The sequence below is a fragment of the Ruegeria sp. TASC047 genome, assembly GCF_059612445.1.
Genome location: NZ_JBXWQP010000001.1, coordinates 80,249 through 95,188 on the forward strand (window position 1 = coordinate 80,249; position 14,940 = coordinate 95,188).

A 14,940-nucleotide genomic window follows, 5' to 3' on the forward strand; every position below is an offset into this window, starting at 1 on the left:
CCACAATATCAAATATCGGTCTTCGCGTTCGAGCGAAGCGAGAGGCAGCGAAGAACCGATTCTGCTTATTTCGAAACGCCAGAACGACCCCCGGAGTGTGACGCGTGGCGAGTGAACAAGAGATCATTGAAGAGGAACTGGTTTACGGGGCGCTCCGACGGGAGCGGCTCTGGCAGCGCTTGGGCCTCATTGGCCTCATCTTCGGCATACTCGGGTGCCTGAGCGCGGCGGCGGTTGCGATCCTCGATGTCGATCCACCGCCGGTCGTCGTGCCTTATGATCCCGCCACCGGCTTTGCCCTGCCCGAAGCTTCCGTCGGCGCCACATCCGTTACCGCGAACCAGGCTATCATCGAGGCGGAGGTGTTTCGCTACGTGACCGACCGCGAGGTCTATAACCAGCTCGACAATGATCTGCGCATTCGCAGCGTGCTACGCCGTTCGGACGGGGCCGCTGAAAGCGGCCTGCGCCAGATCTGGAACAGCGCCAATGAGAATTACCCGCCAACAGTCTACGGGCCGAACGCCCGGCTCGACGTCGAAATCCTCAGCATCAACCGGATCGGCACAAACCGCGCCACCGTGCGCCTGCGCAAGCGGCTGACCTCGCTCAATGGCGTCCAGACGGGGCTCTTCACCGCCACGCTTCTCTTCGAGTTCCGCCCGGAGACCCGCCGCTCCATCGACGAGGTCTGGACCAACCCCTTCGGCTTCACCGTGCTCGAGTATTCCATCCGCTCCGACAGATTGGAGAATTAGTTTGATCAATAGGTTCTTCCTTGTCGCCATTCTTGCCTTGCCGCCCGGCCTTGCCTTTGCCGAAGCGATCCCGCGTGGTGGCCCAAATGACAGCCGGGTGCGCTTGGCCTCCTACCAGGCGGGTCAGGTCTATCGCCTCAACGTCTCGCTCACCCATGTCACCACCATCGAGTTCGGCGAGGGCGAAAGCATCCGCTCGATCATCGCGGGCGACACGGAAGGCTTTGAGATCGATGGCGTCCCCGGCGGTCAGGCCTTCGCGATCAAACCCATCGCGCGCGGCGTCCATACCAATGTGACGGTCTACACCAACCGGCGCAGCTACTACTTCAACGTCCAGGAGGCCCGCAGCCCGACCTTCTATGTAGTCCAATTCCGCTATCCAGAGGACGATGCGCGCCCGACCCGGGCCATCGCGGCCCAAGCCCCCAACTACAATTATGGGGCCAGCGCGCGCACCGAGTTCACGCCGACACGCGTCTGGGATGATGGAACGTTTACGTATTTCGCGTTTCCACGGAATGCGCCTGTGCCCGCGATCTTCCGCTACACAAATGGGCGTGAGCGGACGGTCAACACCCAAGCCACCGAAGACGGCGTTATCCGGGTCTCAGGCGTGAACCGGCAATGGGTCCTGCGGATCGGTGACGAGGTGGTCTGCATCGAGGCGACCCTGCCTGCAGGGGCTGCATCATGAGTGACACAAGTAATACTGAGTTGGAAAAACGCCTCGCCGCACTCGAGCAAGGTCGAGGGAGAGGTCAGTCCCCTGCCCCACGGCGCTCGCCGCTTCTGGCTTTGGTTGTTGTTCTATTGATCGGCGCTGGCGGGGCGCTGCTCTATCTCCTCTCCCAGCCCGAGGAAGAGGAAGCCCTGCCGACGGCCACCCCGGATGTCTTCCAGAACGAAGGAGACGGGTTTGGCGCCATCGAAACCCTGCCCCCGCCTGAGCCAGAGGTGGTTCTGGTCGCGCCCGAGCCTGTCGAGCCCAATACCGAGCTTCTGGCGCAGCTCGCAGCACTTCAGGCCCAAATCGAAGAGCTGCGCAATGCGCCGGAACCCGTGGTCGAGGAAGACACGGCTGCGGCCGAGGCCATCGACGCGCTGACCGCACAGATCGCCGCCTTGCAAGCCGCATCTGAGGCCGCGCAACAGCAGTTCCGGGATGAACTCACAGCGCGCGACCGCGAACTTGAACAACTCCGCATGGATCTCGAGCTGGCCCAGCTCGAAGCCAACCGCCCTGCTCCCGCGCCCTTGGGGCCGTCTGAGGACGAGCTGCGCGCGCGGGAAGACGAACGAATGCGCCGTGAGGAAGAGGCCCGGCGCATGGCCGAGCTCGAACGCCGCGCGGCCGAGGAGCGCGCGTTTCAGGAACGCCGCATCGCCTCACCGACCATCGCCTTTGGTGGTACCTCCGGAGCGAATGAGACGGCATTGACCGAGCGCACCTTTGGTGAGGTGACGGATTTCGTGCTGAACGGCGCGCTGCCCACCTCGGTGACGCAGGCCGAGGTCATTGCGAACCCCTCCAACACCATCATCCAGGGCACGATGATCCAGGCCGTCATAGAAACCGCCCTCGACAGCTCCCTGCCCGGTCAAACCCGTGCCGTGGTCTCGGAAGATGTCTTCAGCTTCGATGGCACCCGGCTCCTGATCCCGCGCGGCTCCCGTCTCATCGGGCGCTATCGCTCCGGCGTCGATATCGCGCAGCGCCGTGTCACCATTGCCTGGGACCGGATCATCCTGCCCGATAACCAGACCATTCAGATCAGTTCCTTTGGGGGAGACGAGCTGGGCCGCTCCGGCGTCACCGGCTTTGTCGATACCCGCTTTGACGAACGCTTCGGCTCGGCCGCGCTGATTTCGCTGATCTCAGCCGCCCCAAGCGCGGCCGCTGCAAATGTGCAGGATGAGACCACCGCAGACGTTCTCGAGGACGTGGGCGACGATCTGGCCGATGCCACCGACTCTGTGATCGGCGACTACCTCTCGATCGGGCCCGTCATCTATGTCGACCAGGGCGCGCGCGTCACGGTGATGGTCGACCGCGATCTGGAGATTTTCTGAACCGATGTCGCTGAGCTATCTCCAGACTTCGCTCGACCGGATCGATGCCGCCGCCCGCGACGATGTCATCGAGATCTGTATCAACCCTGACGGCAACTGCTGGGGCGAGTTCCAGGGCGATCATTTCATGCGAGTGCTGGACCAGAAGCTAACAGCGACGGACGTGAAGGACCTCGGCAACCAGATCGCCTCCTCCGCCAATACCACCCTGAGCAAGGACCGCCCCATCGTCTCGGTCTCGATCACCTATCGGGATCGCCCAATCCGGGCACAGGTCATCACCCCGCCCGCCGTGCTCTCGGCCATGTCGATCAGCTTGCGGTTCTTCTCCAGCCTGCCGCTCGAGGGCATCGAACTCGACTTTCTCTTCGGTAAGGAACGCAAGCTCGAAGAACTGCGCCTCGAGAAAACGCGCGAGCTGCGCGAGGTCGTGGCCTCCGGTTTGATCGACGACGCCCTCGCCTTTTGCGTGGAGAACAAGCTCAACATGATCGTCTCGGGCGGCACCTCGACCGGCAAGACCGTCGCTGCGCGAAAGATCCTCTCCCATGTGCCGTCCGAGGAACGCATCGTCACCATCGAAGAAGCCGCCGAGCTTCTACCGACCCAGCCGAATGCCGTGACCCTTATCGCCAACCGGGATGCGGAGTTCCAGACCGCCGATGTGCTGCTCACCGCAACGCTGCGGATGCGCCCCGACCGGATCATCCTCGGCGAGGTGCGCGGCAAGGAGGCCATGACCTTCCTCGAGGCGATCAACACCGGCCACGGCGGATCCATGACAACCCTCCATGCCGAAACCCCGCAATTGGCCGTGCAGCGTCTGGCCATTGCCGCGCTCAAGACCGAGATCCCGATGACCTATGCGGACATGATCCAATACATCGAGAATTCCATCGATGTGATCATTCAGGCCGGTCGCCATGACGGACGGCGCGGCATCACCGAATTCTACCTCCCCGGCGCAAATCAGATCGGAGCCTCCCCATGAGAACTTTTGAATACGATGTTCTGTCTTTTCCTATGAGTCGCAAGACTGGCGAAGCAGAGATGAAGAACATTCTGAACGCCAGAGGTGCAAAGGGTTGGGAAGTCGTGTCATTTAGCTCCTCGGAATTCGCCAATGTCGGCTACACGGTTTTCCTGAAACGGGAGACGACAGATGGTGGGGCGGCCTCATGATGCGTCTCGGGGTCAATGTCGCTCTCATCGCACTGGCCTTGGGATTTTCCGCAGTACCCGCTTCAGCGGAGCGCAACCTGGTCCCGAGCCTTGAGCGCAGTTTTGATGTCTGCCCGGACCGTCCGGCTGAACCGGAGTGGATGCAGAGTATTGCCCTGCGCGATGCCTATCAGCGGGTGTTGGTCCAGGACATCTATCGCGCGCAGAACCTCGAACGCATCGTCGAGACCGCCAGTTGCGCCTGCGAAACCCGCTTCCCCTCATGGGATGAGGCCGAGGCCACCTTCCGTGAACACCACGCCAGCGCCGAGCGATGGGAAATGCTGCAGGCCTCTGATCGCTACAATCGGCGCGCAAACGAGGTTCGCCTTGCAGCCAAAGCGATCTGCGACGCCGCGGGCAATTGGTAAGGCACAACCCCGATGAGCGTCGTCACTTACTTCGTTGAAACCTCCCAGGGTTATCTCGACACCGCCGCGGAAACACAGTTTGGGTCGGTCGCGGCGACCGTGGGCACGCTTCTGGTTCTGGGAACAACGCTCGTGGTGATCCTCGTCTTCTTGAACATGATCTACCAGTACAAGGCGATGGACGGGCGCACGGCCTTTTGGCTCGCGGTCAAGGTCGGGTTGGTCGGGATATTCGCGACCAACTGGGTGCAATTCAACGCGCTCTCCTCCGCCATCCTGGCCGGCATCGACAGTATCGCGGGCGCACTCGTCGCTTCGGTCGGTGGGGGCAGCCCCGGCCCGTCCGGCACCTTCGCTGAAGAGTTCGACCGCTTGATCTCGGAACTCGGAGACTACCTGAACGCCGCCGGGTCAGAGCTGAACTGGATGGCGGGTGCCATGCTGGATATCGTCGGTGTCCTCCTGCTCTCGATCCTCGGCGGGCTGGCCGCCTTCATCCTGGTGGCTTCGCGCTTGATGATCGCGCTCCTCATCGGCATCGCGCCGGTGATGATCTTCCTGACCCTCTTTGAAGTGACCAAGGATTATTTCGCGCGCTGGCTGTCGGCGCTGGTCTCCTTCGCGCTCTACCCCATCGTCGTGGCCGGCGTGTTCGCGACAATCACAGGGGTATCATCCGCCCTGATCGGTGAGCTTGGCGACCCTGAAGGGGCCTCCAACATCGGCGCGCTCATCCCCTTCTTCATGATGGTCCTCATGGCCAAGGGCTTCATCATCGCCACGCCCTTCATTGTCCGTGCGATCTCCGGCAACATCATGATGCCCGCCCTCTCCGGCGGACTGGGTGGCGGCTACAGCTTCGCCCGCGCCGCCATGGGCAGCCAGCAGGCCTATAACCGCTACCTGATCGGTGGGGCCAGTGGCGCGGAATATGCAGCCCTCAGGGCTCGGCAGTTCTTCGGGGTTCAACAGATGCCGGTCAGGCAGGGAATGGGACAAACCGGTCAGGCAATTGGCTCAGGGTCACCGGGGGCCGGGTCGCAGATGCTGGCGCAACTGGCCAGGTTGAGTAGATTGGGGCGACGATGACGGGCAAATGAGAAAAACCCTCCAAAACCGCAAAGGTACTGTTGGTGATCTGCCACGGGCGGTTTTCATATCCAAAGGGTTTATTTTAGTAGACCAGGATTGCCGCCAAGAACGACTGTTTGCAACCTGAAGTTTATTAGAATCTTCTACGCCTTCGATAGCCACGCTGGGTGGGTTCTGCGAACTGAACCACTGGTAGCGGCCTCCCTTCACTAATCAACCTAGCGAACTCCACCTTTGGGAAGTCGAAGAGATAACGGCTTCTGCCTTGTGCGGCTGTCAGCAAGCATAGATTTTCGCCGCCAAAGTCAAATCCGACGATCTTGCCCAATGATCCCCATTCTTTGAGAAGCCGTGTTTCCTCGCAATAAACGGTGTAGATATCTACGCCGTCGAACCGTTCCGGATAGTTTTCTGACAGCATCCGTTCATATTGGATCAGATCAGTTGGGCGGCGGGTTCCATCGATAATCCAAATCACTTGACCGTAGAAATCTGTGCGCTTTCTTACCTCATCCGACTTGATAGCAGAGTGCTGGAACTCGATCACAAGGCCATAGGGTGTCTTGATATCCGCAATATGAAGCTCGCCAGTTTCATCGCGAGCTGGCACCTCTTGCCAGTCGGTGAGAAACCGGTTCTTCCAGTCGCGATGCCACTCGGTTTCGTTTTCCCACCAATGATCACAATGACGGCGGCCTTTGTGCGCCCAATGCCAGACCTTCTTGGTCCCGCATCGAGCTAGCATGGCGGCATTGCAGCCTGGGCAGTTGCCCAAGGCACCAGGCGTCGCCTCAACTCGTTGACCATTTAAAAGTGCAAAACGCATTCCGATCACGCCTAGTTCAAATCTGACTTTACGTTCTGGTACAACGTCACCAACTCGGCCATGCCCATGTCTAAGATTGGCTCATACATAAAGGAATTGAGATGTATATTCGCTGGCGTGATTAGATTAACGCGGCGTAGAAGGCCTATTTTTTCGGCTTCATTATTGAACAAGTCTTTGAATTTTTGAAAAATCTTCCCCGTCTGCTTATTCGAAACATCAAATTCTTCCTGCGCAGAACGGATCTTCGCGACCATGTATCGCTCGGCTCGCATTCTGACCGCGATTGACAGAGCGATCTTTTGCTCAAGATTGATGCCATCGGCAACTTTTTCACACTCATCGGCCGTGGCGAAAAGATGCTCAATAACTGGCTGCGTCAGATCAACATCAGGGAAGGTACACCCGCTCAAATGACGTTCGAATACGGCCTTGTAGTCCTCGATGGTGAGGGCTTCAGTTTCATCTTTGAAGTGGAGCATCCTGGTAAGCTGAAGGTAGTCAGCATTAGGATTCCCATCGGCATCTTTTGGGCCAAGCGTGTACTCGATCAAATTACGTAAGAACGGGATATAGGCAATTAGAACGGACGGTTCCGCCAACCTGCCCTGCCACTTGCGAAACGGACTCTGGATATCCGTCCGCTCGAATGGCTCAAGCTTGATCCCATCATCAGATCGAAACGCCAGCCGACACTGATGTGCTGGGCAGATATCTCTGCTTGAAACTGTTCGAAGGAAATCGAAGTTGTGAGTCAGGACGATGGCAAGGAAATTAGTGTCTTCGACCTTGGTTACATCCTCCAAGAAGTCGATGATCGCGAACTTGTTCTTGTAGTCAAACGAGTCAGAAATGTCGTCAAAGACAAAGAGGGTCTTGGTGCGGTTCTTCCATCGCACGAACACCTCATACATAATATCAAGGATGTACAGCGCGCGGCTTTCACCTGTGCTTAGCGCTCGGAGCAGCTCTTGCTTTTCGGATGAAGCGTAACGCCTCTCTTCACCTGCATCTTTGATGATGAAAGCAATCGAAGGAGCACTTCCTTTGAGGATCGCATCGGCCTTGTTGTCAACGGAAAGTTCAAAGGGCAGGTAGAGAAAGCGACGATTGAAATCTGCCACTACAGCATCCCAATCACCTCTGCTGCTGTCCGCGTCTGCGATGATTTCAGCGAGAGCACTTTGACCAGTTCGATACTCGGATACCAGCGCTTTGTACTCATCAAGTGCAGCCCGAAGATATTGCATCCAAAGGTCACGTTTCAGGCCCTCCGGTTCGTTTAGCATAGGCAGAAGGTGTTTATTATCTGTGATATAGTCTCGGAAAGCCTGCAGCTCCTTGTTTTTGAGCTTTGAATTGAATGTGTCGAATTTCTTCGCCACCGCCTCATCGTTCAAGACGCGAAACTTCTCCTCTTCGATGCGCTCGCGAAGCGATTGGTCCGATGAAACCTCTTCCTTCTGATCCGTGTTTTCATCCGCCAAGCTGATGCTGTGTCCAGCGTCAAAAAAGTTGTTCGCTTCGAGCTGCTGCTGAACCTGGGCGACATGGTGATACTGAAAATCCCTTCGAAGGATTGGCGATTGTTCGGTTATCTCGTCATACTTTTGCGCAAAGTCTTCGACCGCAGCCGCCACATCTTCGCTGGCAAGGAATTGCTGAACTTTTGGGTCGTACAGGATTTTGTAGTCGGCTTTGCCGAGGTCCGATTGATGAAGTTCGTTGAGCTCGTCCTCAATCGCAGAAAGTGCCTCATAATAGCTGCCGCCAAACACATCCTCGATAATCGGGTCTAAGTTCTCCCGTGATCTTTCTCCAAACCCGGCAGCGTTCCTGAGAGCTTTGTCCAAAGCCTTTTTTGCTTCGCCAATCGACTGATGGATTCTTTCATACTTCGTTCTGAGTTCGGCGTTCGCAAGAAGAGTGGACACCTGACTTGAAGAGAATTTGTCATCGTAGGATTTAACGACGAAAATTTCCTCTTTCTTAATGGCTTCGCCATTCAGGGTGATCTCACAAGTAGGTTCTCGATTCGGGAAGTGCAGGTCCTTCGGCGCATTGCCTTCCGAAAGGTCCATCATTGTCTTCGCAAACGATGTTTTCATAACACCGTTCGGAGCGTAGATCGCGTAGCCTTTGTGCTTAAACTCCAGCTCTGCCTCAAGTTTTCCAATTCCATAGCAATATTTTAGATTTATGTTCAGCTTATCGGCCACGACATTCTCCAAATGATCTCTGCGCCCCCAAAGGCCATTGCATTTGGCCCTAGCGGTTCAGGGCATGCAAGGAAACAACCTCTGCTTCCCACCGCTCATGCCTGAATGATCCTTTCAACCAACGTTGGAAGAATTTGAGGAACAAGCTTCGAACTGGCTGCATCCAACTCCAAGAGCGGCTTCGACAGGTACGGATGAAACTTCTCCGACATGAAGTTCCCTGCGCCCGCGAACAGATCGACAGGTTCGCCAGATCGAATATGCGTTAGTACTGTTTGAAGATCGGGGGTTTCGTCCCCGGCCTCCACCAGCAGAAACCCGTCATGCTGTTCGACCGAAAGCCCCTCGCTTCTGAGTGCTAGCGCGAGGGTTGATGTCTTCACCGTCCCGACCCGCGTCGCAATGATTGATGTATGCTCGCCAATGCTGTGTATGTTATTGGCCCGAAATCCCAGCTGTTCATAATGAGCACGCGCTTCCTCGAGCATCGTCAAGGAGACTGTGTCCATGTAAGCTGGGCTGAAATCCCCCTCGAGTACGGCAAACATTCGGTCAATTACCTTGTCATGAATATCCCCCGCATCGCCGCCGAAGACGGGAGGCACACCAGCCATCGCGGGTTTAACGACGATGACCTTTTCACGATCATGGATTTCTTGAACTACCCAACGCCGCCCAGAAAAAATCAGCAGCATCCCGGGAGCAAGAACATTGTCGATCGGCAGGGTTCCAAGATCCCGCCCCTCTGCAACCAAACGGAATTCCTCAGGTGTCTGGAACACCGCATAGAAGCTGTAATGCTCAACAAGCCTTTCGCCAGTCGGCCCCAAGAGTAACAGCCCGCTGCCGGCCTGTTCGATCAAGCCGGTTTCTGGATGGCCGATCGCACGCAATACATCTGCGAAGACTTCGGTTGTGACCTTCCGAAAGGGACCTTCGCGGCAGAGCACGTTGTAGACCACACCTGCAGACGCACCGCCGCGCTGCGCAATGACTGATAGAATCTGATGGACGAGCGTCGAGAGGTGAAGGGCTTGCGGTTTTGGTGGTTCACACCAGCCTTCCAGCAGCAGGTCTATCATCGCGATGGACCTGATCAGGCCGAGGCGAAGGCGATCCACGAAGCTACTCTCCGGCGTCAACTTGGCTTCGACAGCGTACTGCCTGAGAATGGCCGGTTGTCCGTCACGGCGGCCTGATCGCCCGAGCCGTTGCCGCAACGCCGCGACGCTGAATGGTGCGCCGATTTGAGCCACACAGGTCACGTCACCGATGTCGATTCCAAGCTCGAGCGTCGACGTGCAAACGGCGGTCGTCGGATTCGCAGGGTCCTTCAAGCGCCGCTCAACGAAGTCACGGTGTTCTCGGGAGAGGCTCGCGTGGTGGGGATAGAATTCCTGTGGCAGGTGCTCCCGTTCGCAAAGCTCCCGCAACCGATCTGCGTAAATCTCGACCCGTTGGCGCGCTCCGGCGAAGACCAGGTTGTCGCTGCCTCGAAGGTGTTTGAATAGATGGGCTGCTATGGCGTCCGTTGCGGATGGGCTATTTTCATCTTCATCGCCTGAGAGGTAGCCGCGAAGCTGAAGCCTCAATTCAGCCTCGCCGCCATCTGCTTCGATCAGCTGAACAGAGCTCGCTGCGTCAGGGCGAAGATAGGCCTTGGCGAGGTCCATGTCGCCCAGCGTAGCTGACAGACCTATCCGACGGATTGGGCGCTCTATCGCAAGCTCGAGCCGTGTGAGCAGTGAACGCAGCTGGACACCGCGTTCGCTATCCAGAACCGTGTGTAGTTCGTCGATCACGACCGCCCGCGTGGCCCCAAACAGGCGCACGACTTCCAAACCGCGACGAATGAAAAGTGCCTCAAGGGACTCTGGGGTTATCAGCAGGATCCCTTTTGGAGATTTCAACGCGCGCGTCTTGATCGATTGCGAGACATCCCCGTGCCAGGGAACAACCGGAAGCTCTGCTTCCTGGCAGATGCCCTCGAGCCGCATGGCCTGGTCCGTGATCAAGGCTTTCAGCGGGCCGATGTAGAGCAGGTCGAAGCCGGTGCCGTCGGACGGCTCGTCAAGCACCTGTGAAATCAACGGCAGAAACGCCGCCTCAGTCTTTCCGCCCGCCGTGGAAGCCGCAACGATCAAATCGGCGTTGGTCTCGCAGATCGTCCGGATGGATCGCGCCTGGATGTCGCGAAGTTCGCGCCATCCTTTCTGGCGTATCCATTTCTGCACAGGCCTCGCCAGTTTGTCGAACGCACTGCTCATCGGCGTCAGAGCTTGAAGCTGATCAGGTCATCGTCACCGGGGTCTTGGGCGCCAGTCGACTCGTCTACCTCGGTCATGTCTTCACCGAGGTCTTCGGAGACTTCGATCTTTTCGATCAAATCGCTCCACTCGACACCGGGGTTTTGCTCAAGCACAGAAAGCAAGTTCACGAATGCGGTCACCGTATTGCGCGGGGTGCGGAAGTAAGCTTCACCGATCCGGTCCGAGCAATGCGCCATGAAGGCCTCGAGCGCGTCGTCCGGTAAAGCTCCGGCATCTTCCTGCATGATCCGCCGGACATTGGCCAAAAGAACGAAGAGGTCTTCAGGGGTCAGACTGGCCAGCCGGACAACCGGTCCTGAAAGGTCGATCAATCCGTCTCGCGCGAAGGTGTTCTCAGCCAAACGCGATTGGAGGGCTTCGTAACTGTATAGCCCTCGACGGGTGTTCATCAGAAACTCCGGGGTCCCGCCCATGAGAAATCCCAGGTTCTCGGCACTGCCTTGCAGCACGTCGTTGAGGATCCGGAGAATCTGCTCATAGTTTGCATTGCGGGCCTGCGACGAGGTGAGTTTGTAGAGATTCACCATCTCGTCGAGGCCGACCAGCAATCCTTTGTAACCGGCCTCGCACACGAATGCCGACATCAGCTTCAGATGGTCATAGACACTGGCGTCGTCGATGATCGTTCGCACACCAAGGGCTTTGCGCGCGTCGGTACGTGTCGCGAATTCGCCGCGCAGCCACCTCAGGGCCGCGGATTTCAGCTCTTCGTCGCCGGTCTCATGGCCTTCCCAATATCGGCGGATGACTTCAGCGAACTCAAACCCCCCGGTAAGTTCTTCAAAGTGGCCAAGGCGTTCACGAATGACAGACCCTGTGGGCAAATCCTGTTCTTCTGCATCGCGGTGAGCCTGGCTAACAAACCGCTCCACCACGCTGGCCAATGCCCCGCCGTCGGGCTTTGTCCGCGTCGAGAGGTTTCGGGCCATCTCGGCATACAGCCCCCGAGCTTGTCCGCCGGTCGCGTGAATGCGCCGATCTGGCGCCAGATCCGCGAACATCACGACCAGGCCTTTCTCCAGGGCGACGAGGCGGATCAGGTTCATAAAGAATGTTTTGCCCGATCCGTATTCCCCGATGATGAACCGGATCGCCGATCCGCCATCGGATATCCGGCCCATGTCCTTGACGAGCTCTTCAATCTCTCGGACGCGGCCAACCTGAATATGGCGCAAACCGAGCTTGGGCACGACCCCGGCCCGAAGCGCCTGTACGATTGCATCGCGTTCACGTGGTTTCAACTTAGACATCCCTGCCCTCCGCACTCATCTTTTCTTTTACCGCCTCCGCAATCTCCGAAGACACGTCATATCCATCATACTCGTCGAGAAGCGCTTCATCGTAGGTCTCAAAGGCCCATTCATTCACGACTTCCAAAGCCCCGGACGCCATCAAGCCATGCGAGGCGCAGATCGTCTCGAACTCGGTTTCAGACCAATGCTCCCGATTGACAAGTTCGAGGACAAGGGCGCCGTGTTTCGGGTCCAGCCCTGCCAGCTGACTTTGGTAGGCAGGTCCGGAGACACCGCTTTTTTTCTCTTCGACATCGAAAATCTGACCGAGGACGGACGACACGCGCTCAGTGTCCGAACGGATTGCTGCGATCCGCGACGCGTCGAGTTTGGGTCCGCTGGCTTTTTCAAGATCGGGTATCGCTTCGCCCGGGCGACCCGGTTGCGAGGCACGAACAGTGCGAGGACCATCCGCAACTTCGCCAGCATGCAGGTCCGAGTAGGCAAGCGCAGGATCGAGGCCCAAAGCCTTGTAGATTTTCTCGATACTTGCGACTTCGTCGGAGTGAATAATACCATCGGCATGTGCTGCACCAACCAGTGCTGCCCGCATAGCGGCCTGGCTGTCTTGGCCCACCTCCTTCAATTTGCGCCGCAGAAGCGTCATGTCCGGCGGCACGGCCAGGAACCAATCAAGGTTTGCTCGCAGCCTGCGGCATTCCTGATCGCTAAGGGCCGCGGCAGAAACTTGATCTTCCAGCGCCCTGCGTTCAGGCTCCGCGATGCGACCATCCGCATGGGCGACGAACGACCCAAGTGCCAATTCGATCAAGGCGCTTCGATAGCTGTCAGAGACTTCCTCCAGTTTTTCGATGGGTTTGCCCAGGCTAAACAGCACAACAGGCTCTTCCGCCTTGGGTGATCGGAGTGCAAACCGAGGGTCGGGCGCGAGACCAAAACCGAGGCGCGCGAGCGCGTCGGCCGCTCCTGTCATCTGCCGTTTCCCGATCTTCTCGTTCGTTTCTCCCTCCAGGTATCCGATAACCTCCTTAAGCGGCACCAATCCGCCCCGATCTACGATATCGGCAGCCCAGGATTTCAAGCGGTCCATTTCCTCGGATGGAAAGGCCTCCCACAGTTCCGAGGGCAGCAAGGCATGGGCTTCAACGCTTCCGCGACCGTCAGGATTTCGGCCCAAGAAGCGACTAAGCTTGTCGAGATCGTTCATTACCTCATCAGCCAGCTCCCGGGCAATCTCGACCGGTTTGCGCAGGCCGGAAATATCCGGGACCGGCTTGCCGTCCACGGTCGGGTTGGCGGACCCCTGAAACTCGCTGGAAGCGGCTCGATAAGATGCCGTGAGTGATTTTCGGGGTTTGGTAACTTTAAGTCCGTCAGGAAAACGCTGATTACACCGCATGCGGAAAAGAGCGACGAACTCGTCACGGCACCGCGTGGCAGGAGTTCTCAGATTTGTTTCCGGATGGCAGATGAACCAACTCAGCAACCAGTCAGCTGTCAGGTTCTCGCCTTTGTCGATCCGAGCTCCGATTGCATATTTGAGTGAGAACGGAAGTTCCCAGCCCTGCTTCTCGAATATCGGCTCGATAGCGTCGAGATCGGTTTCAGCGAGCATCGCGATGTCGAGAAACTCTCCCAAATAGCGCCTGACGGAGTGGTTGTCAGGGTAAAGCGACTGCAACCGCCGAACTTCCTGGACGATATCCTTTGCATCTTCGTTTGACTGATCGACGAAGAAGCGACGCTCCAACCCATAAAAATACAGGAACATGTAGCCGGGGTTGTAGGAGGCATCTTTTCGCCCGCTGGCAAGCCAGTCAAGGTATGTCGCCCGGCACTGGGCTGAGATATCCGAGTACCCGGGCCAATAGGGCATGCCATCGCCAGCCTTATCATTGCCGGAACGCGCGACTGATAGCGACGGATCGATATAAGCTCGGCATTTGTCACGATACCCATAGGTATTCAGCAAGGGCGGCGTGCCAACGTAGACCATCCCTCCGATGTTACGCCCTGCCACGCTTGCCGTTTCGTTTGACGGCACCCATCCGCTCTTCTTTGTTCGGGACCACCTGCTCGATGCAACTCGCTCAGATTGTTTTCTTTCAGCGGCTGCCGCAAGAGCTGGCGCCGCAGACTTTCCAGCGCGAACGATCTCGGCGTAGTCCTGCTTCGGTGGGGAATAGGCTTGAGTCGCAGCCGATGCTTTGGAAACATTGGCATCGCGAGTTCGTTCGCGTTCACGCTCGACACGTTTTTCATAGGCATTTGGAGGCACTACCGGCGCTGAATTCGATTTTGGTATTTCCGAACTCTTTGCGGCGCCATTCGCAGAGGCAATTTTTCTAGATCGCCGCCTTTCTTGCCACCAAACCAAAACGACGGGCGCACCCAATGCAAAAAGAACTTGGCTGCCGTCCGACCATGACTGCATTGCAAGTGCAACAACTACCAAAGCAGCAAAGAAATAAATCGCCAAAGAAATAATTACACGAAAAACCTTCCATACAAAACTCATCAATAAAATCTCCAAACTGGCCAGTTCGATCTCAAGAGAACGCCGCCCGCATCTCAACCTCTAGGCGATTTTTCTCTGCTAGAGCAATTGAATCCCGAGTGGGGTGCACATTTCAGCAGTTTTCGAAGAGGTCAGGCGTGTTCGTGTCACGCACTCGGCTCAAACCTTCGCCAACATGCAAACATGGGTGCTTGATCCTATACAATCCCTTCGCGCCCTCAAAATGAGCGCTTCCACCATTGGGCATACGGACCGTGACCACGTCTGCACCGCATATGG

Annotated in this window: 12 protein-coding genes; 7 read left to right on the top strand and 5 right to left on the bottom strand. The window is 57.4% G+C overall.

Annotated elements, in window-relative coordinates; all coding sequences use genetic code 11:
* Window positions 1–104 precede the first annotated feature (104 nt).
* The 7 genes from AC2FLO_RS00420 to AC2FLO_RS00450 are packed head-to-tail and all read left to right on the top strand — an operon-like array spanning window position 105 to window position 5,512.
* Window positions 105–758: a VirB8 family type IV secretion system protein gene (locus AC2FLO_RS00420; protein WP_496811583.1), complete on the top strand. Its 654-nt coding sequence runs from the start codon at window positions 105–107 to the stop codon at window positions 756–758.
* Between the two features lies 1 nt (window position 759).
* On the top strand, window positions 760–1,455 hold the full coding sequence (locus AC2FLO_RS00425; RefSeq protein ID WP_496811584.1) for a TrbG/VirB9 family P-type conjugative transfer protein: 696 nt from the start codon (window positions 760–762) through the stop codon (window positions 1,453–1,455).
* On the top strand, window positions 1,452–2,831 hold the full coding sequence (locus tag AC2FLO_RS00430) for a TraB/TrbI/VirB10 family type IV secretion system protein (protein WP_496811585.1): 1,380 nt from the start codon (window positions 1,452–1,454) through the stop codon (window positions 2,829–2,831). The genes AC2FLO_RS00425 and AC2FLO_RS00430 overlap by 4 nt, the downstream gene beginning before the upstream one ends.
* Window positions 2,832–2,835: 4 nt before the next feature.
* Entirely contained in the window at window positions 2,836–3,822 is a 987-nt protein-coding gene (locus AC2FLO_RS00435; protein ID WP_496811586.1) for an ATPase, T2SS/T4P/T4SS family, read from the top strand.
* Window positions 3,819–4,013: a DUF4177 domain-containing protein gene (locus AC2FLO_RS00440; protein ID WP_496811587.1), complete on the top strand. Its 195-nt coding sequence runs from the start codon at window positions 3,819–3,821 to the stop codon at window positions 4,011–4,013. The genes AC2FLO_RS00435 and AC2FLO_RS00440 overlap by 4 nt, the downstream gene beginning before the upstream one ends.
* A complete protein-coding gene (locus tag AC2FLO_RS00445) occupies window positions 4,010–4,423 on the top strand; it encodes a hypothetical protein (protein ID WP_496811588.1) in 414 nt (137 codons plus the stop codon). Before AC2FLO_RS00440 ends, AC2FLO_RS00445 begins: the two co-directional genes overlap by 4 nt.
* Before the next feature lie 12 nt (window positions 4,424–4,435).
* Window positions 4,436–5,512 (top strand): TrbL/VirB6 family protein, encoded by a 1,077-nt coding sequence (locus AC2FLO_RS00450; protein ID WP_496811589.1) that lies wholly within the window; start codon window positions 4,436–4,438, stop codon window positions 5,510–5,512.
* A gap of 136 nt (window positions 5,513–5,648) precedes the next feature.
* Here the strand turns inward: AC2FLO_RS00450 and AC2FLO_RS00455 are convergent, their stop codons facing one another.
* The 5 genes from AC2FLO_RS00455 to AC2FLO_RS00475 form a co-directional block, all read right to left on the bottom strand.
* Window positions 5,649–6,341 (bottom strand): competence protein CoiA, encoded by a 693-nt coding sequence (locus AC2FLO_RS00455; RefSeq protein ID WP_496811590.1) that lies wholly within the window; start codon window positions 6,339–6,341, stop codon window positions 5,649–5,651.
* An 11-nt stretch (window positions 6,342–6,352) separates the two neighbouring features.
* On the bottom strand, window positions 6,353–8,560 hold the full coding sequence (locus AC2FLO_RS00460) for a hypothetical protein (RefSeq protein ID WP_496811591.1): 2,208 nt from the start codon (window positions 8,558–8,560) through the stop codon (window positions 6,353–6,355).
* Between the two features lie 95 nt (window positions 8,561–8,655).
* Window positions 8,656–10,827: a DEAD/DEAH box helicase gene (locus AC2FLO_RS00465; protein ID WP_496811592.1), complete on the bottom strand. Its 2,172-nt coding sequence runs from the start codon at window positions 10,825–10,827 to the stop codon at window positions 8,656–8,658.
* 5 nt (window positions 10,828–10,832) lie between these two features.
* Entirely contained in the window at window positions 10,833–12,140 is a 1,308-nt protein-coding gene (locus tag AC2FLO_RS00470; RefSeq protein ID WP_462661323.1) for an ATP-binding protein, read from the bottom strand.
* Window positions 12,133–14,676 carry a TerB N-terminal domain-containing protein gene (locus tag AC2FLO_RS00475; protein ID WP_496811593.1) on the bottom strand — a complete coding sequence of 848 codons (2,544 nt, stop codon included), beginning with the start codon at window positions 14,674–14,676 and terminating at the stop codon, window positions 12,133–12,135. The genes AC2FLO_RS00470 and AC2FLO_RS00475 overlap by 8 nt, the downstream gene beginning before the upstream one ends.
* Between the last annotated feature and the right edge of the window lie 264 nt (window positions 14,677–14,940).